The sequence below is a fragment of the Virgibacillus necropolis genome, assembly GCF_044793635.1.
Taxonomy (GTDB): domain Bacteria; phylum Bacillota; class Bacilli; order Bacillales; family Amphibacillaceae; genus Virgibacillus_F; species Virgibacillus_F necropolis_A.
In genome coordinates this window covers 3,082,167-3,099,543 of the sequence record NZ_CP084992.1, presented here as the reverse complement: position 1 = coordinate 3,099,543, position 17,377 = coordinate 3,082,167, and the positions used below count along the sequence as shown (strand labels likewise).

Here is a 17,377-nt window from a genome sequence, read left to right as displayed (position 1 = left end):
ATTAATCATCCTCGCCCTTCAGCAATTCATTTAATAAAAATTGTTTAGCCTGCTGTCTAGTATCGGTTTCGCTCGCTTTGGTCATTGGTTCAAGAAATTTCCGTGCTTGTTTATGACGATATAGTTCTTCTGTAAATGTGTGTACTGGGGCATTCTCACTGTTTCTGAGTAATTCACCAATAAAATGATTGCCTTTCATTAATTCGTTTTCATCGTATGCCTGCTGTACATTAACCTTGTAGCGATAAATGAAATCCCAGCGGTCTTTTATAGCCATAGAATCATTTAAAAAGTCTATGATTTCCTCAATCAAACCGTTCTTTTCCCACAATCGTAATGCAGGATTAGTTCCCATTAATACTAGTGACAGCAATTGCGGGACATCATAGCTTTGTTCCTGAATGGTATGTTGTATCGCCTCTTCCATCGCATGAGGTTCACTGCATTCCGAAACATCCACTGCTATTGTATTAAATTGAATAGCTTGTAACGGAATAAAAGAAACTTCTGTATTATCCTTCTTTAATACAACATGATAACATCCTCTATTCCCGGATTCTTTTCGATTTCGTCCTTGTATGTTTCCAGGATAAACAATGGGTGGATTTTGTTTTAAAATTTCCCGTTGATGAATATGCCCGAGAGCCCAGTAGTCAAAACTTTTTTCCGATAGCTCATTTAAATGGAATGGTGCATATGTATCATGTTCTGTATTACTATATAAACTGCCATGAAGCATGGCAATATGAAAGGGAACTTCCTGATCGCGGATAGTAAATTCAGCGGTTTTGTTTTGTGTGATTGATCGATTTTCATAGCTGAATCCATAAATGTTAGCTACAGCTTGATCGCCATTATAAAATGTAAAATGGCTTACCATTTCTTCGTTAAAGATATATACGTTGTCAGGATATGTGACAGGATACTGATTACCGTTTACATAATCATGATTACCATAAGATAAGTATACGTATATATCATGGTGTTTTAATTCCTCAAAAGCCTTTTTAAGTTTAATTTGTGCCTTTAAACTTTGCCGTTCATTATCAAATAAGTCACCTACTAACAAAATAAAATCCACTTTTTTTGCTACAGCAGTTTTGACTAGATTATCCAAAGCGTCAAATGTGCTTGCTTGAATTTGTTTAAAAATATCTTCCGGCACACTAGCCAACCCTTGAAATGGGCTATCCAAATGCAAATCTGCCGCATGTATAAATGAAAGTTCTTCAGCCATAGTCACCTATCTCCTAACCAGATTCTGTTTAAACTAGTTTATCAAAATCTGCATGCGAATGCACGTTCTACGTTAAAAAGTCCCCATATCGTAAACCATTTACCTGGTCTGATACATGGGGACTTTTTATTTATTCCTTTTTAGAAAGAGCAATTGCCTTTTTAATATCTTTTAATGAACTAGATTTACCATACATCAATACTCCGCCTTTATAAACACGAGCACCGATAACAGCCATTAACACAATCGATCCAACTAATATTCCTAATGAAAGTGCAACTTCCCAAAATGGTATATCCAACATTCCAACACGTAAGAACATTAACATTGGAGTGAAAAATGGAATGTAGGAACAGATTACTACAATGCTTGAACTTGGATTACTCAAGCCATACATCGCAATGAAAAATGCAATCATAACAAGAAAGATCATTGGCATAATTAATTGTTGCACGTCTTCTGTTCTGCTAACTAATGAACCTAGCATCGCGGCCAAAGTTGCATATAGTAGGTACCCTAGAATAAAAAAGATAAATGCATAGATAAATAGTGAGGCTGATGCACCTTGTATTCCAAAGTATTGAAAAACGCCGCCAGTGAGCTCATCCTGTTTTGACACGATTAGCGCATAACCAAGTCCCAGGAGTAAACCAACCTGTGTTAGCCCTAACAACGCAATACCGATAATTTTTGCAAACATCTGTGTAACTGGTGACACACTGGAAACTAGTAACTCCATTACACGTGATGACTTCTCAGTTGCCACGTCTGTTGCAATCATATTACCATAGGTGATTACCGATAGATAAAGAACAAACAACATAACATAAACAATGCCTCGTGCCTGATTAAGTTCTTCTGATGATTTCGCACTTTCGTCAAGTGCAACCGTATTGAACGTAACAGGGGAATATATCGCAGTGATAGTTTCTTGGTCAACACCTGCTTGCTTTGTTGCTGCTGCTACTTTCAATTGCTGTAATTGTTGTTGTATAACCTTCTGTTCACTGGAATCTGCAATATTACTAGCATAATAGGTTGCTTCTGGAAGTTGATTTGCATTCATGGTCAACGTAATAAGAGCGTCAAATTCTTCATCTTCAACAGCACTTTTACCAGCTTCTTCCGACTTGTCATATGCAACAATATCTATATCTTCATTCGCATTTTCCACACTTTTTTCTAATGGTTTGAAAAATTCACCGGATTCATCAAGTACAGCTATTTCCGTCTTTCCATCATCTGAAAAAGCATCAAAAATTGCTTGATAATTTGCTACACCAACAACAAATAATAGCGTTATGATTGTACTGATTAAAAAAGACTTTGTTTTAAATCTAGACATATAAGTATGGGACATAACAATCCAGAATTTATTCATATGAGGCACCTACCTTTTCAATAAAGATGTCATTTAGCGTTGGTTCCTCCAGATCAAATTTCCGGATAAATCCTTGTCCCTGTAAGCTTCCAAAAATAGATTGAGAGACATCCTCGTTTTCAATTTGCAATTCACAACCACCTGTAACTGGCTTATATTTTGTTACACCAGGATACCTTTTCAAAAATTCAAGGTCCATATCTCCATGGACAATTAAATTCTTCTTACCATAAGAACGTTTTATATCCCGCAATGATCCATGAACAATCTGCTTTCCTTTTTGCAAAATACATAAATGCTCACATAACTCTTCAACATGATCCATTTGATGAGATGAAAAAATGATTGATGTCCCTTGTTCCTTTAAATCAACAACCGCTTCTTTTAACATTTCAACATTAATTGGATCAAGCCCTGAGAATGGTTCATCCATGATTAATAGTTTTGGTTTGTGTATCACGGCTGATATAAATTGGATTTTTTGTTGATTTCCTTTTGATAGTTCCTCAACTTTTTTATCGATATATTCCGGAACTTTAAAACGTTCAAGCCATCCTTCAAGTTCAGTGATAATTTCACCCTTTTTCATGCCGCGTAATTTTCCTAGATAAACAATTTGGTCTCTTACCTTTAATTTCGGATACAACCCACGTTCCTCTGGTAAATAGCCTATAAGGTGACTTTTATCATAACTAATGGATTCACCATTCCAGGAAATCTCTCCTTCTGATTGATCAAGCAATCCCAGAATCATACGGAATGTAGTTGTTTTACCAGCACCATTTCCACCAAGGAACCCAAACATTTCTTTTTCCGGTATTTCCAACGATAAGTTGTTAACTGCCGTATCCTTACCGAAATTTTTTGTTACATCTTTTAATACTAGTGTCACTTCGCTCTCCCCTTCCCCTTCTGTAGTACGATTAACATACATCTTAGTTTCAATTTTTATTTTCTTGGTTTGAAACGTAAATATTCGTAATTAACCATGTTACGCTATGAAGAACATATATAACGGTTAACAACCAAAAACTAAACGATATTCCATCAAAAATGATTACTACTGGCCAGGCGACCGTGAGAATTACAAGCATTGCATCCCATGATCTTGCTTTTGATCGATTAGTCATTTTGTTGTAGCGTTCATCATAACGATGGCTTTTCTTTCCGATATTTCGTTGAAAGAAATATAGCGCTATCATGAAGGCAAAGTTTCCCAGTAATAACAGGATTACATACGGATTTTCTAAAAATGATTCACTCAATGTTTTCATCCCCCTCAAAAATAAACAGATCATCAATTTTGCACCCAAATGTTTGAGCCAGTTTATGGGCCAAAACCAAGGAAGGTTTATATTTGCCTTTTTCAAGTGAAATAATCGTTTGTCTAGATACCTTTAATTTTTGAGATAATTCTCCCTGTGTCATGTTCATTTCTGTACGTCGCTCATGTATAAAGGTTTTCATTTTTCTCCTTTCAAAAATGTAAAGTTAACTTAACACGAAGTATACTTATTACTATTCACAATGTCAAGTAAACTTTACAAGTATATTGATTATTTTAAGCGGATAGTTCACCAAGACATAAAAAAATCTTAGTGAACCGCTTCGGTTAAGTAACCAGAGCGTTTCTTACATTTGTTTAAGCCTTTTGTTATCGTTTAAGAATGTATATAATGGATTTAAGTAAACTTCGAGGAGGAACCATTATGCGCACCTATGTTTTAACTGTTTTTAAACAAACTGGGGAAAAATTATTGGATGAATCATTTACTGCTGAAAATGATAATGAAGCAAAACAAGTTGGAAATGCTCGTTTAGCTGAAGAAGGATATTCTGAACATACACATCGTTGTGTATCACCAGAAGCCAAGCTTGTACTATTCCACAGGTAATAAGAAAAGACGACCTAGTAATGGTAAGTAGTTCAGATGACGTGGAGAAACATAAGAAATAGCATGATAAACAGCATACCAATCGGCATGCTGTTTATCCTTCATATGATAGCGTTTATATGAATTTAAACACCAAAATATCATAGCTAACTAGCACACTGACAATAACTATCGTCACCTCGCTAAAAGGGATGCGATTTTATAGCTATTTCGTTCTAAGAAAAAGCTCTTTTCACACAGTTTTTTGCTATTGATATAAACTCCTGACATAACTGCTGGTTGATTTCCGCTGCGGACCGTTGCTTTCCGCGGGCACGGCTTCAGCCTCCTCGAGAAAACCACTCTGCGGGGTCTTCAGACTCGTGCTGTTCCCGCAGGAGTCAACTGTCCGCAGCGAAAATCAACTGCCATAATAGTGAAAAGAGCTATATAGTACTGCTTCCAGACACCATGTTAGCGAAGTGTATTTCCGGAGCGGTAGGTTACGTCGCAATATATTTCAACTAATAGATAAGATTCAGCATTTGAGAGCAACAATCTTTTAGAAAAAAGCCAAAGAAAACAAAAAGACACCTTATATTCAACTAAAAATAGAGTGCTAAAACCATTGCGATTTAGCACTCTATTTGCATTGTTATTTACGATTTCCTCCACAAATACTGAACTACTTGCAGTAATGAAGTCGTCTTTTTTTACCCTGCTGCCTATGCGTTTTTCTTATTCACCAATAAAGACAGGTTTTCTTTTTTCAAGAAAAGCATTTACACCTTCTTGATGATCTTTCGTTTGTCTTAATTCCCACTGTGTTTTCTTTTCCTCTGTTAGATAATGCTGTAATGTATCCTTTTTCTCGTTGTGATACATAAGCTTAGTTTTGACCATGGAGGTTAACGGTTGTAATAATACCTGTTTTGCTAAAGATGTTGCATGATTTATAACGGATTCGTCACTAACTTGATCAACTAAATTCATGGAATAAGCAGTAGTTCCATCTACTTGTTTCATACTCCAGGTAAATTGTTTCGCACCATGGACACCTAACCGTTCCTTCAGCCAGAAGTGTCCCCCGCCATCAGGTGCTAAACCAACTCCTAAGAAAAGCATACCGAGTTTAGCATCATTCTGCGCGACAACGAAATCTGCTGATAAGGCAAGACTTAGTCCTAGGCCTGCCGCAGACCCTTTTATTGCGGAAATAACGATTTTGGGCATTAAGTATAATTTCATTATTACTTTTTCAATTGTATCCATTACTTCATAATAAAAATCCTGGTTAGCAAAGTCAGTCATCATGCCCACGTCACCGCCTGCACAAAATGCTTTACCTTTACCGCTAATAATAATGATACGATCAGAACTTTTTTCAACCTGTGTTACTACCTCCAATAACTCATTTAGCATTTCCTTATCTAAGGCGTTGTACCGCTCAGGTCGATTTAAATAAATATATCCAATTTGATCAATACTTTCGTATAAAACAGTTTTCACCTTTGAACACTCCTACTTATTACAAATTTCTACCTCTTTCATTAATTCTCTATCTTTTATGAAAATCCTTCTTTAATTGAAGAAAACTAAAGGCGGCTGTATTTTCGCAAAAAAAATACAACCTATAGCTGGTTGCCTACAGGTTGTACTTAAAATTACTCAGCTGACTCTGATTCTGAATCTGCTTCGCCGTATAATTCTTCTAATGGTTTAGTAATAATGCGACTTACATCATTAATCACCATATTTAAACGTTGTTCTTGTTCCATTAATTTAGAGATATCTTCATGCTGTTGAACTAACTCAACAACTTGACGAGCTTTCTCTACTTCTTCTTCAGTAATTTCTTGTCCTTGCATTTGTTTTTCTTGTAATGCCATTTGTGTATCACGGAAGTTTTCAAACATTTGTTTTGAAGACTCATCGCTCATTACTGCATCATATGCACCTTTTAAACTTGTGAATTCTTCACTTTCGCGAATTGCTTTCTCTAAATCATATGCACTATCATAAATATTAGGCACTGTATTTCCTCCTTCAATATCAATCTAGAATAACTATAACAAACAAGAACATTCATGTATACCATTTCGAATAATCAACACAATAGCTTGCAAAGCTTTTTCAGAATTGAAACTATTGTTATAATGAATAAAAGATTCATGAAAGAGGTCAAGTGATGATAAATCAATTAAAAAAAATATTTCCATCGTTAATTATATATGATTCAAATTTCGACCAATCACATGTGGGATACAAGTGGTACGTGACAGACAATGATGAAATACTAGGTATAGATAAAAACGAAATTACGACTAAGGATGAAGTATTATTGTCGACATTCTTGTCGCCGTACACTTATGCAGGAACACCTTTAACAATAAAAGAAAAGTTTTGGCACGACATTCTTCATGGTGAAAAAACTATATTGGAGAATGATTACTTAGGCTCCTATCGTTTTATTCACTTTTCTTTCCAACAAAATAAAGTCGAACCAAACTTATTCAAAGAAGCTATTCAAAGTATTTTTTCAAAACCAATACCAATATTATGGTTAACGAACCATCAAGGTATTTTAATTGAAGAACAAACGGACGTCGGTGAAGAATCTATCGCATATAATGAGATTATTGACATATTAATGAGTGACTTATATGTGAAAATTCGTTTCTTCATTGGTCCATTTATGACTACTTTGGAAAATGCAAAAAATTTTTATTCAAAACTTATTGAAGGTGCAACGACGGTTTTTACATACACAGGTAAACAAGTTATTTCTTACGAGGAAGCGATACCATATCTATTTGCAGACCAAGTAGATAACTCATTTCGGCATAAGACAAAAAATTTATTATTAAAAGAGGTGCTGGATGATCCAGAACTGATTCACACGATTGAAACCTTTTTTGCTTGTAATTTGAATATAACCGTTACTGCTAAAGAACTTTACATGCACCGCAACAGTTTACAATATCGAATCGATAAGTTTATTGAAAAAACCGGGATTGATATACGTCAGTTTCATCAAGCTGCAACAGTTTATTTTGTTCTAATTTCTACTAGTTCAAACAATTAGAAAACATGCACAAAGATGTGATTATTCTTTGTGCATGTTTTACGTATACAACTGTACAAGTTTTTTATAAACTAAATATAATCAATAAATGTTGGGGGTAATAACATGGCAGAATTACAATTAGAACATATTCAAAAGTCCTATGATAAAAAAGTGATAGCAGTGGATGATTTTAATTTACATATTAAAGACAAAGAATTTATCGTTTTTGTTGGCCCATCCGGATGTGGGAAGTCCACTACACTTCGCATGATTGCTGGATTAGAGGAAATTACTGATGGAGATTTACTTATTGACGAGAAAAAAATGAACGATGTGGCTCCAAAAGATAGAGATATTGCAATGGTTTTCCAAAACTACGCACTATACCCACATATGAATGTATACGATAATATGGCTTTTGGGTTAAAGCTTCGTAAATTCAAGAAAGATGAAATTGATCAACGTGTACAAAATGCTGCAAAAATTTTAGGCCTTGAATCCTATTTAGACCGTAAACCGAAGGCATTATCCGGTGGTCAACGTCAACGTGTTGCGTTGGGACGAGCTATTGTACGAGATGCTAAGGTTTTCCTAATGGATGAACCATTATCCAACCTTGATGCGAAATTACGTGTGCAAATGCGTGCTGAAATTCAAAAATTACACAAGCGTTTACAAACAACTACTATTTATGTAACGCATGACCAAACAGAAGCAATGACAATGGCAACTCGTCTTGTAGTTATGAAGGATGGTATCATTCAACAGGTCGGTGCACCAAAAGAAGTGTATGACAAACCAGAAAATATATTTGTAGGTGGATTCATTGGTTCTCCATCCATGAACTTTTTGAACGGAACATTAAAAGATGGCCACTTCGTCATGGAAGATGTGAAAGTTAAAGTTCCAGAAGGTAAAATGAAAACGCTTCGAGAACAAAACTTTATTGATAAAGAAATTATTCTTGGAATACGCCCAGAGGATATTCATGATGAACCATTATTTATCGAATCTACACCAGAGACAAAAATTAATGCTGCGATTGAAGTTGCCGAATTAATGGGGGCAGAAACATACCTCTACTCAAAAATTAATGAACAAGACTTTATCGCCCGAATTGATTCACGTACGGACATTGATGGTGGCGAACAATTGGATCTTGCTTTTGACATGAATAAAGTACATTTTTTCAATCCTGAAGATGAGCAACGAATAAGATAGATTTTATAACACAAATAAAAAGAGGGACGTCGCAATGACTGTCCCTCTTTTTGATCTGGTTTTAGCTGGAGGACTACTCCAGCGGAAGGCCATGGTTATTTAGGTTGTTGTCCGTTAAGTTGTTGTTGAGCAGTTTGAACTAGACGCTTCGTAATTTCACCACCAACAGAACCGTTAGCACGTGAAGCTGTGTCAGCTCCTAAACTTACGCCGAATTCTTGAGCAATTTCATACTTCATTTGATCAAGAGCTTGTTGTACGCCAGGTACTACTAATTGATTTGAATTGTTATTAGCCATGATATCACCTCCTGTAATTATATTGTTTACATTCGAGTTAATCTTATCACTGATAATTGTTGGAAATTGTGGATAAGAAATCCTTACTTTTAATTGCATGAGAAAGCCCATTACAGGCGATGTAATGGGCTTTCTTACAGTATCTAGCTTTATTTTGGCTGTGTCATTTCTTTTGGATTTACATTTTTATCAAATTCTTCTTCTGTTAAAAGGTTTAATTTGACTGCTGTTTCTTTTAAAGTTGCGTTATCTGCGAATGCTGTTTTAGCTATCTTCGCCGCATTTTCATAGCCGATATGAGGATTTAATGCTGTAACAAGCATCAATGAATCATTCAAATACTTTTCAATTTGTTCATGGTTTGGTTCAATTCCTTGTACACAACGCTCATCAAATGAAAGCATGCTGTCCGCTAATAGCTGACAGGATTGAAGGAAGTTATATGCAATAACTGGTTTAAATACATTAAGCTCAAAGTTACCTTGGCTAGCTGCAAATCCGATTGTTGCATCATTTCCCATTACTTGTGCTGCAACCATTGTAACAGCTTCACTTTGTGTTGGATTAACTTTTCCTGGCATTATTGAACTTCCTGGTTCATTAGCTGGGATAATGATTTCACCGATTCCACAGCGTGGTCCACTTGCTAACCAACGAACATCATTTGCTATCTTCATAAGATCTGCCGCCAGCCCTTTTAACGCTCCATGTGCATAAACTGTTTCATCATGACTTGTTAATGAATGGAATTTATTTTGTGCTGAGATAAAGCTGTTTCCTGTATAGTTATTAATTGCCGAGCAAACTTTATCTGAAAAATCAGGGTGAGCATTTAGCCCTGTTCCAACTGCCGTGCCACCAATTGCAAGTTCTTTTAAGTGGTGCAAGCTTTCGTTAATCATGGTTTCTGATTTCTCAAGCATACGGTGCCATCCACTGATTTCTTGTCCAAGAGTTAGCGGTGTTGCGTCCTGTAAATGGGTACGTCCAATCTTAACGATATCTTGAAACGCATCCATTTTTACTTTTAAGGAATCTTTTAATGTGCGAACTGCTGGTAATACCGAATCCTCAAGTTTTAAAACAGCCGCGATATGCATGCCAGTAGGATATGTATCATTTGAGCTTTGTGATTTATTTACATCATCATTTGGATGTAATTTCAGATCACTTCCCTCTTTGTTCAACCATTCATTTCCTACATATGCAATTACTTCATTTACGTTCATATTTGATTGAGTACCACTTCCTGTTTGCCATACTACAAGTGGAAAATGATTAGTCAGCTTATCATTTATGATTTGATCTGCAGCGTATTCAATTGCTTCAAGCTTTTTCTTATCCATTAAGCCAAGCTCGGTATTTGCTTTTGCAGCACTTTTCTTCAATATTGCGAATGCCTTAATTACTTCCTGTGGCATTTTTTCATTTCCAATAGGAAAATTTTGTTTACTGCGCTCGGTTTGTGCTCCCCAGAATTTATCAGCAGGTACTTGTACTTCTCCAAGTGTATCTTTTTCTATACGATAATCCATTTTTGTTACCTCCTATGTAAATGCTTACTTTAATTCCATTTCTATTGTAACAAATTTTGCCGATAATAAAATAATCTTATCACTCGAAATATAGTAAAAGAATTGTTACGAAAAAAGTACATGTATGGTGTTACACCAATTTCATCATCGTTTTTACTTCATGTTGTGTACAAATTATTTTATAATAATACAATAACACGTATTAGAATTCATCTTGGAAGGCAAATGAGTTATACTTCAATATAACGTCACACTTTATTCATGAAGAGGTCTTCGAAGTCAAGTATAATGTTGTTATCGGTTAGATTAAGGAGGATTTCATCATGCCGAATATATGGACACATATGCTTTTTTGTGAAGAGGTTGTGGATACGATTAACAATCCGACGCCATTTTTTCAACATGAAGCATATATGAAATTAGGTGCACAAGGCCCTGACCCATTTTTTTATTATAACTTTTGGCCATGGAATAAGGATGAATCGGTAAGTGATATTGGCACGGCACTACATACAAAAAAATGCGGATATTTTTTAATGGACTTAATCCTTTCCGCTGAGCATATGGATTCATGCGTCAAAGCTTATGTATTCGGTTTTGTAACACACCATATTTTAGATCGAAACGCCCATCCATACATTCACTACAGAGCGGGTTATAAAGGGAATAAACACCAAAAATTAGAAGTATTAATCGATACTGTCATGATGGAAAAATTCCATAATATGAAAACATGGAAAGCCCATGTTTATAAAGAAATAGATGTAGGGTTTTCCTTAGATAAAGATATTATTAATTTACTACATTCAAAAATTAAAAAACACTATCCTGATGTCGCATATGATTCAGAATCATATATTCAAAAATCATATCGTGATATGAAATTGGCATTGCGGATATTGTCTGACCCTTATGGTTGGAAAAATGTTTTATTTAAGTCACTCGTTTCTTCATTTTCGCATCAGCCAATAAAGAATGATACTGACTATTTAAATGAAAGTGAAACAACTTGGCATCATCCAGCAACAAATGAGCCTTCTTCTCAAAGTTTTCTTGAGCTTTATGAAATTGGTCGTGCTGAAGGAATTGAGATACTTGGCGAAGTATTGACATATTGGACTAACCCGACACAGGAAAAAAGTGAACATCTACAAGACTTAATCGGAAACATTTCATATGATACCGGAAAGCCATTAGATCAAAACCTAAAAAATAAATACAGTGATCCGATAGTTTAAAAAAGATCAGCGTCACATTTGTGACGCTGATCTCTCCATTACTTGGTTTAACTTCTACTTCTTCTCCATGATTTTGGCTTCAGCCATACCTTTTTCAACATTTACGAAACGCAATAAAATGATACCTATTACAAAAAATACAACTAATGATACTATTCCAAGTCTACTGGAACCTGTTAATTGGCCAACTAATGCAAATAAGAATGGTCCAAAAATGGCAGCAAACTTAGATGAAATCCCATAAAATCCGAAGAATTCCCCATGTTTATCTGCAGGAACCATGCGTCCAAATATTGATCTACTCAATGATTGTGCCCCACCCTGAACAAATCCGACACAAACTGCTAACAGATAAAAATGAAGCGCTGTTGTCATAAAGTATCCTAATATAACGATTCCGATATAGATATAAAGTGTTATTAATAGTGCCTTCTTAGCTGTAATTTTTTTAGCGATCCAGCCAAATAAGAAAGTAAACGGAATCCCAACAAACTGTGTTATTAACAAGGCCGCGATTAACGAATTTTTGTCTATCCCGATATCACGTCCGTAAATAGTTGCCATTTTAATAATTGTTGAAATGCCATCATTATACATCCAAAAAGCTAAAAGAAAGATTAATAATTGCTTATACTGTTTAATTTCTTTAAAAGTTGATGTAACCCTTGTAAACCCAATCGATAGATAGGATTTATCACGTTTAATTGGCTTTTTCTTTTCTTCCTTAACATTTTTAAGAAGTGGTATAGAAAAAATAAACCACCAAATACCTACCGAAACGAAGGATATCTGACTTGCGACAGTAGCATTTGGAATTCCAAACCATTGATATTTCAGTATCATGAGGAGATTGATTGCTAGTAGAATTCCACCACCTATGTATCCAAAAGCAAATCCATTTGATGAAACTTTATCGATGTCATCCTCGTCAGCAATCTCCGGTAAAAATGCATCATAAAATATATTAGCACTTGAAAATCCAATTGTTCCAATTATAAGTAATAGTGATGCAAATATATAATCTCCTTCACCTACAAATCCAAGCAACACACTTGCAATCATCCCCATAAAGGCAAAAAAGCGCAGAAACTTTTTCTTTGCAGCTGAATAATCACTTATAGCTCCCAGAAATGGTGCTAGAATAGCAACAATCAATACGGCAATCGATTGTGAATATCCCCAATAACTTGTTGCTAACGACTCGTCAAGCCCAACCGCAGCAACATCATAGTAAAACACTGGTAACACCGCAGCCATGATTGTCGTCGAAAAAGCAGAATTTCCAAAATCATATAGCATCCAACTACGCACAGTCTTCTTTTTCATATTTTATTTGGACACCCCTTTTCTAGGTCTAGCATACCAAAAAATGGAACGTTTAGGTCATCTTTTTGGAAAAACCCAGCATTGAGCGACTGCCATCTTCCATTCCTTCCCCCTCGTATTCGTTGCACTTATCTATTTATCGTCTACACTTTTCTCATAAAAATGCCCTGCCTACTAGAGGCAAGGCAACTCATAGTTGAATTATTCCCAAATAAAATGTTTATAAGCTTCACTTAATCGGAGAAACTTCTCTTTTTCTCCTTTATCTAACGAGCTATTAATCGCATCTTCAAGTTTTTCTTTATTCCATTGAAAACATAGCTCATCAAGTAACAACCTGGATGCAAGTGTAAATTCAAATGAAATTTCACGTTTCGCTTCTAATGGTTTTCCATCATATCGATAATAACGATAAAATATCTTTTGCTTTTTCATGGAACCTGCCTCCTTGTTCCTTTTTTCTATTATCCTAAATTTTTGGAATAATTGCAACAAAAAATAATAATTTGTGCTGTAAAATTTATACGTTTTGGCTGCACGAAACTTAATTAGCCAATCGCAATAGATATAACCTTATCCTTGAATGTTTCTCTAGACTCACCGTATAATGCTTTGATAGACTGTTATAGCTATTATTAATTCGATTGTAATGAACATAAATGGAGGATCCTTCCTTGACACATTCAGAGAACTTAAAAAAGGGTGAGAAAGGTGCTTGGATTAGTATCTTTGCTTATCTGATTCTATCTATAAGTAAATTGGTTGTCGCTCACTTCGGTAATTCAGAGGCATTACGAGCAGATGGTTTAAACAATTCTACTGATGTTATCGCATCCATAGCGGTATTAGTCGGGCTTAAAATATCCAGAAAACCAGCTGACAACGATCATCATTATGGTCATTATCGCGCGGAAACAGTTGCATCTTTATTTGCAGCATTCATTATGGTGTCTGTTGGAATCCAAGTAATTTACGATACAATCCGTAAATTATGGATGGGAGAAATTACACAACCTAATATGTTAACTGCCTGGACTGCACTTGTGGCTGCTATTATTATGTTCGGTGTCTATCGGTACAACGTAAATTTAGCAAAAAAAGTGGAAAGCTCATCCTTACACGCTGCTGCACAAGATAATAAATCAGATGCCTTTGTCAGTTTAGGTGCATTCGTTGGTATTATTGGAGCTCAATTGGGTCTTTATTGGCTTGATCCTATTGCAGGACTTATTGTGGGCTTCATCATATGTAAAACAGCATGGGATATATTTAAAGACTCCACACATACACTTACAGATGGTTTTGATGAAAAATTTCTACTTAAAATAAAAAAGAGCATTGCCAAAGTGGATGGAGTAAAGGAAATTAAAGATATAAAAGGACGAATTCATGGTAATCAATCTTTTATTGATATCGTTATCCTGGTTGACCCTGACTTAAACGTGAAAGAAGGCCATGATATAACAGTTCATATTGAAAATTTATTAGCACAAAAGCATAATGTACACTATGCACATATTCATATTGAACCATATTAAGAAAAGCGCAAGCGCCTTGGTCAGCCCCGACAAGTTTAAGACGAATCTCTTAGTGATGATTTTTATCACAAAGAGATTTGACTTAAAACCTCGAGGGGCTAGGCGTTGGAGCTAGACATACTTTCGTTTATACTTTCCTTGATATTAAATAAAGCTAAAAGGCTATAAATTCGCCTTTTAGCTTTTAATGGTCTTTATTAAACCTAGTAAATCATCAATACTTTCCCAACCATAAGCAGTCTCCTGATAGGTACCTTCCCCTATAGTTATTTCCTCTTCACCAATGGGTTCTGCTTTATATCTTTCATAAAATTTACTTGATGGATTTTGCTTTAATACCCAAACAAGAATTGACCGATTTCCTTTTGTTTTCATATCATCAGCGAAAACGCGTAATAAATCTGCACCTAAGCCTAAGCGTTGAAACTCATCTAGTAAGTAGATTGTATAAATTTCGCTGTCATAGTTAAACCGCTTTGTTCGCTCTGGTCCTCCATTTATGAAGCCTACTAACTTTTCTTCATTATGAATAACATAGGTACATTGATCTTCCTTTTGCATTTTTAAAACTGTTTCCCACAGAGCTAAACGGTTCTCATACGTTATATTTGTAATATCTTTTTCATTCAGTAAATTTTTATAGGTACTTTTCCAACTGTTAATATGTATATTTGCTATCTCTTCAGCATCTTCATAAACAGCTTTTCTCGTGTGAAACATAATGTAACCCCCATCGTACTCTCTCTTTGTATTATTAAAGACTCATTACAAAAACAGCTGCTATCGAGCCAATGACGACCAAAATGACATTTAATCCTAAATATGCTAGGACAATTGCAACCAATCCACCAATAATACCTATATGAGGATGTTCAGGGCGGACTGATAGTATCCCTGGAAAAATTAAAGCCCCGAGTGCAGCATACGGAATAGCATTTAACCAACGATTCAACCAGTCCGGAAAATGGATGCGATCTACAATATATGGCGGAATCATTCTGGGAATCATCGTTACTAAAGACATTCCAATAATAATGGCAAAAATCATTTTGGATCCTCCTTTAGCAGGAAAATTCCACTGGCAGCACCAATTACTGTACCACCGACAATTGCCCAACCTTCACTCGTAAATTGGTTAAAGAAAACGTTGATTAACATCGCAAATATGGCTATTAATCCTATACGCTTTTCTTTTTTTACAGAGGGAATTAATAATCCAACAAACATTGCATATAAGGCTATTCCCATGCTTTGACTTAATTGCGCTGGAATAATTTCACCTAATACCCCACCTAAAAATGATCCTGCTACCCAAGAAAAGTATGCAGTTAATATAAGTGCCGTATAAAATAGTACACCTTTTTCCTTCTTTGCCTCATCAGGATGCAAGGAGGACATTGCAAATGTTTCATCAGTTAAACCCAATGATAAAGGAACTTTCCAATTTAGTCCAATACCTCTTAATCGATTCATAAAGGACAAACTCATAACAAAGTGGCGGAAATTCAATACAAAAGTAGCAATAATAATTTCCATAACTCCTGCGCTAGCCGCAATCATATTAACTGCCATAAATTGGCTTGCGCCTGCAAAAACAAGAATACTCATGCTTGTTAGTTCGGTTAAACTCATACCAGCCTGTTTTGCTAGAACCCCATATGTAATGGCAACGGGCAAGTAACCAAGCATGATTGGGAAACCTACAGCTATCCCTTTTTGGATCATTTGTATGGGAGGAGATGTTTCTTTTTTACCGATTGTATTTGTTGTCACTACTTTTCCCCCTCAAAAATGAAAATTTAGATAAGTATACAATATTATTTCTTTTTTAAAAAGAAAATCGTATTATAAAAAAGAAAAAATCAGCCTGATTTATCTTTGGCTGATACTTTCTTTATCTATAATCTTTTCCAGTTTCCGTAAGCCTTCTAGAAGTCTAGGTGAAGGTCTACAATACAATGATTCTTCCAACACATGAATATTTCCTGCTTTTATCGCCTTCATCTGATCCCATCCAGGTCTTTTCATGACAAGCTCTGGGCGCATTTTTTCTTCCTTTACCCCTACCCAGACCATGCATATATGGTCTGGATTTTTCTCTTTAACAGCTTCCCAATCTGTTTGAACGCTTGCAATGGGTTCGTCTTCAAAAATATTTTTCGCTCCTGCGAGTGTGCTTATTTCCGTGAGCCAGTTTACACCACCAGGGGTGAAAACTGGCTTCGGCCACCATTCCCAATAAAGTGTAGGTTGATTTGTTCTATTTTTTGCCTTCAATCGATACTGTTCTATTTCATCACGAAAGTTTTTCGCTTTTTGGATTCCTAATTCAGGACACTTTAGAGCATTTCCAACTTCCCTAATATCAGATTCAATTTCATCCAGGGAGTTTGGATTTAAAATTATATATGGCAGGCCTTTTTCAGCAAGTGCCTCAATGTTTTTTTCCATTCCCGGAACACTCAAGGACGCTAAGACAAGGTCAGGCTTAAGAGCAGCGACCTTTTCCATATCTATGGACAAGTCAGGCCCAACACGCGGCAGGTGGTTAATCTCTTTTGGCCAATCAGAAAAGTTATCCACTCCTACTAGTAATTCCGTTTTTCCTAAGTAAGCGACAATCTCAGTATTACTTGGGCAAATAGACACAATTCGCATGGG

At 35.6% G+C, this 17,377-nt stretch carries 20 protein-coding genes; 5 read left to right on the top strand and 15 right to left on the bottom strand.

Annotated elements, in window-relative coordinates; all coding sequences use genetic code 11:
* Position 1: 1 nt before the first annotated feature.
* The 5 genes from LG329_RS15155 to LG329_RS15135 all read right to left on the bottom strand — a co-directional run bounded on the left by LG329_RS15155 (position 2) and on the right by LG329_RS15135 (position 4,085).
* Complete coding sequence (locus tag LG329_RS15155) at positions 2 to 1,237, bottom strand: exonuclease SbcCD subunit D (protein ID WP_404451655.1); 1,236 nt, start codon at positions 1,235 to 1,237, stop codon at positions 2 to 4.
* Positions 1,238 to 1,367: 130 nt separating this feature from the next.
* Positions 1,368 to 2,618, bottom strand: a complete 1,251-nt coding sequence (locus tag LG329_RS15150; protein WP_404451654.1) for an ABC transporter permease — start codon at positions 2,616 to 2,618, stop codon at positions 1,368 to 1,370.
* Positions 2,611 to 3,510: an ABC transporter ATP-binding protein gene (locus tag LG329_RS15145; protein WP_404451653.1), complete on the bottom strand. Its 900-nt coding sequence runs from the start codon at positions 3,508 to 3,510 to the stop codon at positions 2,611 to 2,613. The genes LG329_RS15150 and LG329_RS15145 overlap by 8 nt, the downstream gene beginning before the upstream one ends.
* Positions 3,511 to 3,559: 49 nt before the next feature.
* A complete protein-coding gene (locus tag LG329_RS15140) occupies positions 3,560 to 3,883 on the bottom strand; it encodes a DUF3796 domain-containing protein (protein WP_404451652.1) in 324 nt (107 codons plus the stop codon).
* The gene (locus LG329_RS15135) at positions 3,876 to 4,085 is read right to left on the bottom strand and encodes a helix-turn-helix transcriptional regulator (RefSeq protein WP_404451651.1); all 210 of its coding nucleotides are present in this window, start codon (positions 4,083 to 4,085) and stop codon (positions 3,876 to 3,878) included. Before LG329_RS15135 ends, LG329_RS15140 begins: the two co-directional genes overlap by 8 nt.
* A gap of 242 nt (positions 4,086 to 4,327) precedes the next feature.
* Between LG329_RS15135 and LG329_RS15130 the strand changes: the two genes are divergently transcribed.
* Entirely contained in the window at positions 4,328 to 4,513 is a 186-nt protein-coding gene (locus LG329_RS15130) for a YhzD family protein (protein WP_404451650.1), read from the top strand.
* 717 nt (positions 4,514 to 5,230) lie between these two features.
* On the opposite strand, the gene LG329_RS15125 is transcribed toward LG329_RS15130, so the two are convergent.
* Together LG329_RS15125 and LG329_RS15120 are read right to left on the bottom strand one after the other, a co-directional pair.
* Complete coding sequence (locus tag LG329_RS15125) at positions 5,231 to 6,001, bottom strand: enoyl-CoA hydratase-related protein (RefSeq protein WP_404451649.1); 771 nt, start codon at positions 5,999 to 6,001, stop codon at positions 5,231 to 5,233.
* Positions 6,002 to 6,156: 155 nt separating this feature from the next.
* A complete protein-coding gene (locus tag LG329_RS15120) occupies positions 6,157 to 6,525 on the bottom strand; it encodes a YlbF family regulator (protein ID WP_404451648.1) in 369 nt (122 codons plus the stop codon).
* A gap of 155 nt (positions 6,526 to 6,680) precedes the next feature.
* On the opposite strand from LG329_RS15120, the gene LG329_RS15115 reads away from it, so the two are divergent.
* Positions 6,681 to 7,577 carry a PucR family transcriptional regulator gene (locus tag LG329_RS15115; RefSeq protein ID WP_404451647.1) on the top strand — a complete coding sequence of 299 codons (897 nt, stop codon included), beginning with the start codon at positions 6,681 to 6,683 and terminating at the stop codon, positions 7,575 to 7,577.
* Between the two features lie 105 nt (positions 7,578 to 7,682).
* Positions 7,683 to 8,780, top strand: a complete 1,098-nt coding sequence (locus LG329_RS15110; RefSeq protein WP_404451646.1) for an ABC transporter ATP-binding protein — start codon at positions 7,683 to 7,685, stop codon at positions 8,778 to 8,780.
* Positions 8,781 to 8,875: 95 nt separating this feature from the next.
* On the opposite strand, the gene LG329_RS15105 is transcribed toward LG329_RS15110, so the two are convergent.
* Entirely contained in the window at positions 8,876 to 9,079 is a 204-nt protein-coding gene (locus tag LG329_RS15105) for a small, acid-soluble spore protein, alpha/beta type (protein WP_404451645.1), read from the bottom strand.
* Positions 9,080 to 9,228: 149 nt separating this feature from the next.
* Positions 9,229 to 10,614, bottom strand: a complete 1,386-nt coding sequence (gene fumC / locus LG329_RS15100; protein ID WP_404451644.1) for a class II fumarate hydratase — start codon at positions 10,612 to 10,614, stop codon at positions 9,229 to 9,231.
* Between the two features lie 323 nt (positions 10,615 to 10,937).
* Here fumC and LG329_RS15095 point away from each other — a divergent pair, with 323 nt between their 5' ends.
* Positions 10,938 to 11,852 (top strand): zinc dependent phospholipase C family protein, encoded by a 915-nt coding sequence (locus LG329_RS15095; protein WP_404451643.1) that lies wholly within the window; start codon positions 10,938 to 10,940, stop codon positions 11,850 to 11,852.
* Between the two features lie 54 nt (positions 11,853 to 11,906).
* Here the strand turns inward: LG329_RS15095 and LG329_RS15090 are convergent, their stop codons facing one another.
* Together LG329_RS15090 and LG329_RS15085 are read right to left on the bottom strand one after the other, a co-directional pair.
* On the bottom strand, positions 11,907 to 13,178 hold the full coding sequence (locus LG329_RS15090; RefSeq protein ID WP_404451642.1) for an MFS transporter: 1,272 nt from the start codon (positions 13,176 to 13,178) through the stop codon (positions 11,907 to 11,909).
* A 201-nt stretch (positions 13,179 to 13,379) separates the two neighbouring features.
* Positions 13,380 to 13,613 (bottom strand): IDEAL domain-containing protein, encoded by a 234-nt coding sequence (locus tag LG329_RS15085; RefSeq protein ID WP_404451641.1) that lies wholly within the window; start codon positions 13,611 to 13,613, stop codon positions 13,380 to 13,382.
* 239 nt (positions 13,614 to 13,852) lie between these two features.
* Between LG329_RS15085 and LG329_RS15080 the strand changes: the two genes are divergently transcribed.
* The gene (locus LG329_RS15080) at positions 13,853 to 14,716 is read left to right on the top strand and encodes a cation diffusion facilitator family transporter (RefSeq protein WP_404451640.1); all 864 of its coding nucleotides are present in this window, start codon (positions 13,853 to 13,855) and stop codon (positions 14,714 to 14,716) included.
* A gap of 177 nt (positions 14,717 to 14,893) precedes the next feature.
* Here the strand turns inward: LG329_RS15080 and LG329_RS15075 are convergent, their stop codons facing one another.
* The 4 genes from LG329_RS15075 to LG329_RS15060 all read right to left on the bottom strand — a co-directional run bounded on the left by LG329_RS15075 (position 14,894) and on the right by LG329_RS15060 (position 17,374).
* Positions 14,894 to 15,436 (bottom strand): GNAT family N-acetyltransferase, encoded by a 543-nt coding sequence (locus LG329_RS15075; protein ID WP_404451639.1) that lies wholly within the window; start codon positions 15,434 to 15,436, stop codon positions 14,894 to 14,896.
* A gap of 34 nt (positions 15,437 to 15,470) precedes the next feature.
* Positions 15,471 to 15,764, bottom strand: coding sequence for an AzlD domain-containing protein (locus LG329_RS15070; RefSeq protein WP_404451638.1), 294 nt, complete (start codon positions 15,762 to 15,764; stop codon positions 15,471 to 15,473).
* Entirely contained in the window at positions 15,761 to 16,441 is a 681-nt protein-coding gene (locus tag LG329_RS15065; RefSeq protein ID WP_404456706.1) for an AzlC family ABC transporter permease, read from the bottom strand. Before LG329_RS15065 ends, LG329_RS15070 begins: the two co-directional genes overlap by 4 nt.
* Before the next feature lie 147 nt (positions 16,442 to 16,588).
* Entirely contained in the window at positions 16,589 to 17,374 is a 786-nt protein-coding gene (locus LG329_RS15060) for a cobalamin-binding protein (protein WP_404451637.1), read from the bottom strand.
* Positions 17,375 to 17,377 lie beyond the last annotated feature (3 nt).

Bases quoted from the DNA above. Each gene is read 5' to 3' on its own strand.
- LG329_RS15155 (WP_404451655.1), bottom strand. From the start codon at position 1,237: ATGGCTGAAGAACTTTCATTTATACATGCGGCAGATTTGCATTTGGAT.
- LG329_RS15150 (WP_404451654.1), bottom strand. From the start codon at position 2,618: ATGAATAAATTCTGGATTGTTATGTCCCATACTTATATGTCTAGATTT.
- LG329_RS15135 (WP_404451651.1), bottom strand. From the start codon at position 4,085: ATGAAAACCTTTATACATGAGCGACGTACAGAAATGAACATGACACAG.
- LG329_RS15130 (WP_404451650.1), top strand. From the start codon at position 4,328: ATGCGCACCTATGTTTTAACTGTTTTTAAACAAACTGGGGAAAAATTA.
- LG329_RS15115 (WP_404451647.1), top strand. From the start codon at position 6,681: ATGATAAATCAATTAAAAAAAATATTTCCATCGTTAATTATATATGAT.
- LG329_RS15110 (WP_404451646.1), top strand. From the start codon at position 7,683: ATGGCAGAATTACAATTAGAACATATTCAAAAGTCCTATGATAAAAAA.
- LG329_RS15105 (WP_404451645.1), bottom strand. From the start codon at position 9,079: ATGGCTAATAACAATTCAAATCAATTAGTAGTACCTGGCGTACAACAA.
- fumC (WP_404451644.1), bottom strand. From the start codon at position 10,614: ATGGATTATCGTATAGAAAAAGATACACTTGGAGAAGTACAAGTACCT.
- LG329_RS15095 (WP_404451643.1), top strand. From the start codon at position 10,938: ATGCCGAATATATGGACACATATGCTTTTTTGTGAAGAGGTTGTGGAT.
- LG329_RS15090 (WP_404451642.1), bottom strand. From the start codon at position 13,178: ATGAAAAAGAAGACTGTGCGTAGTTGGATGCTATATGATTTTGGAAAT.
- LG329_RS15085 (WP_404451641.1), bottom strand. From the start codon at position 13,613: ATGAAAAAGCAAAAGATATTTTATCGTTATTATCGATATGATGGAAAA.
- LG329_RS15075 (WP_404451639.1), bottom strand. From the start codon at position 15,436: ATGTTTCACACGAGAAAAGCTGTTTATGAAGATGCTGAAGAGATAGCA.
- LG329_RS15070 (WP_404451638.1), bottom strand. From the start codon at position 15,764: ATGATTTTTGCCATTATTATTGGAATGTCTTTAGTAACGATGATTCCC.
- LG329_RS15065 (WP_404456706.1), bottom strand. From the start codon at position 16,441: ATGATCCAAAAAGGGATAGCTGTAGGTTTCCCAATCATGCTTGGTTAC.
- LG329_RS15060 (WP_404451637.1), bottom strand. From the start codon at position 17,374: ATGCGAATTGTGTCTATTTGCCCAAGTAATACTGAGATTGTCGCTTAC.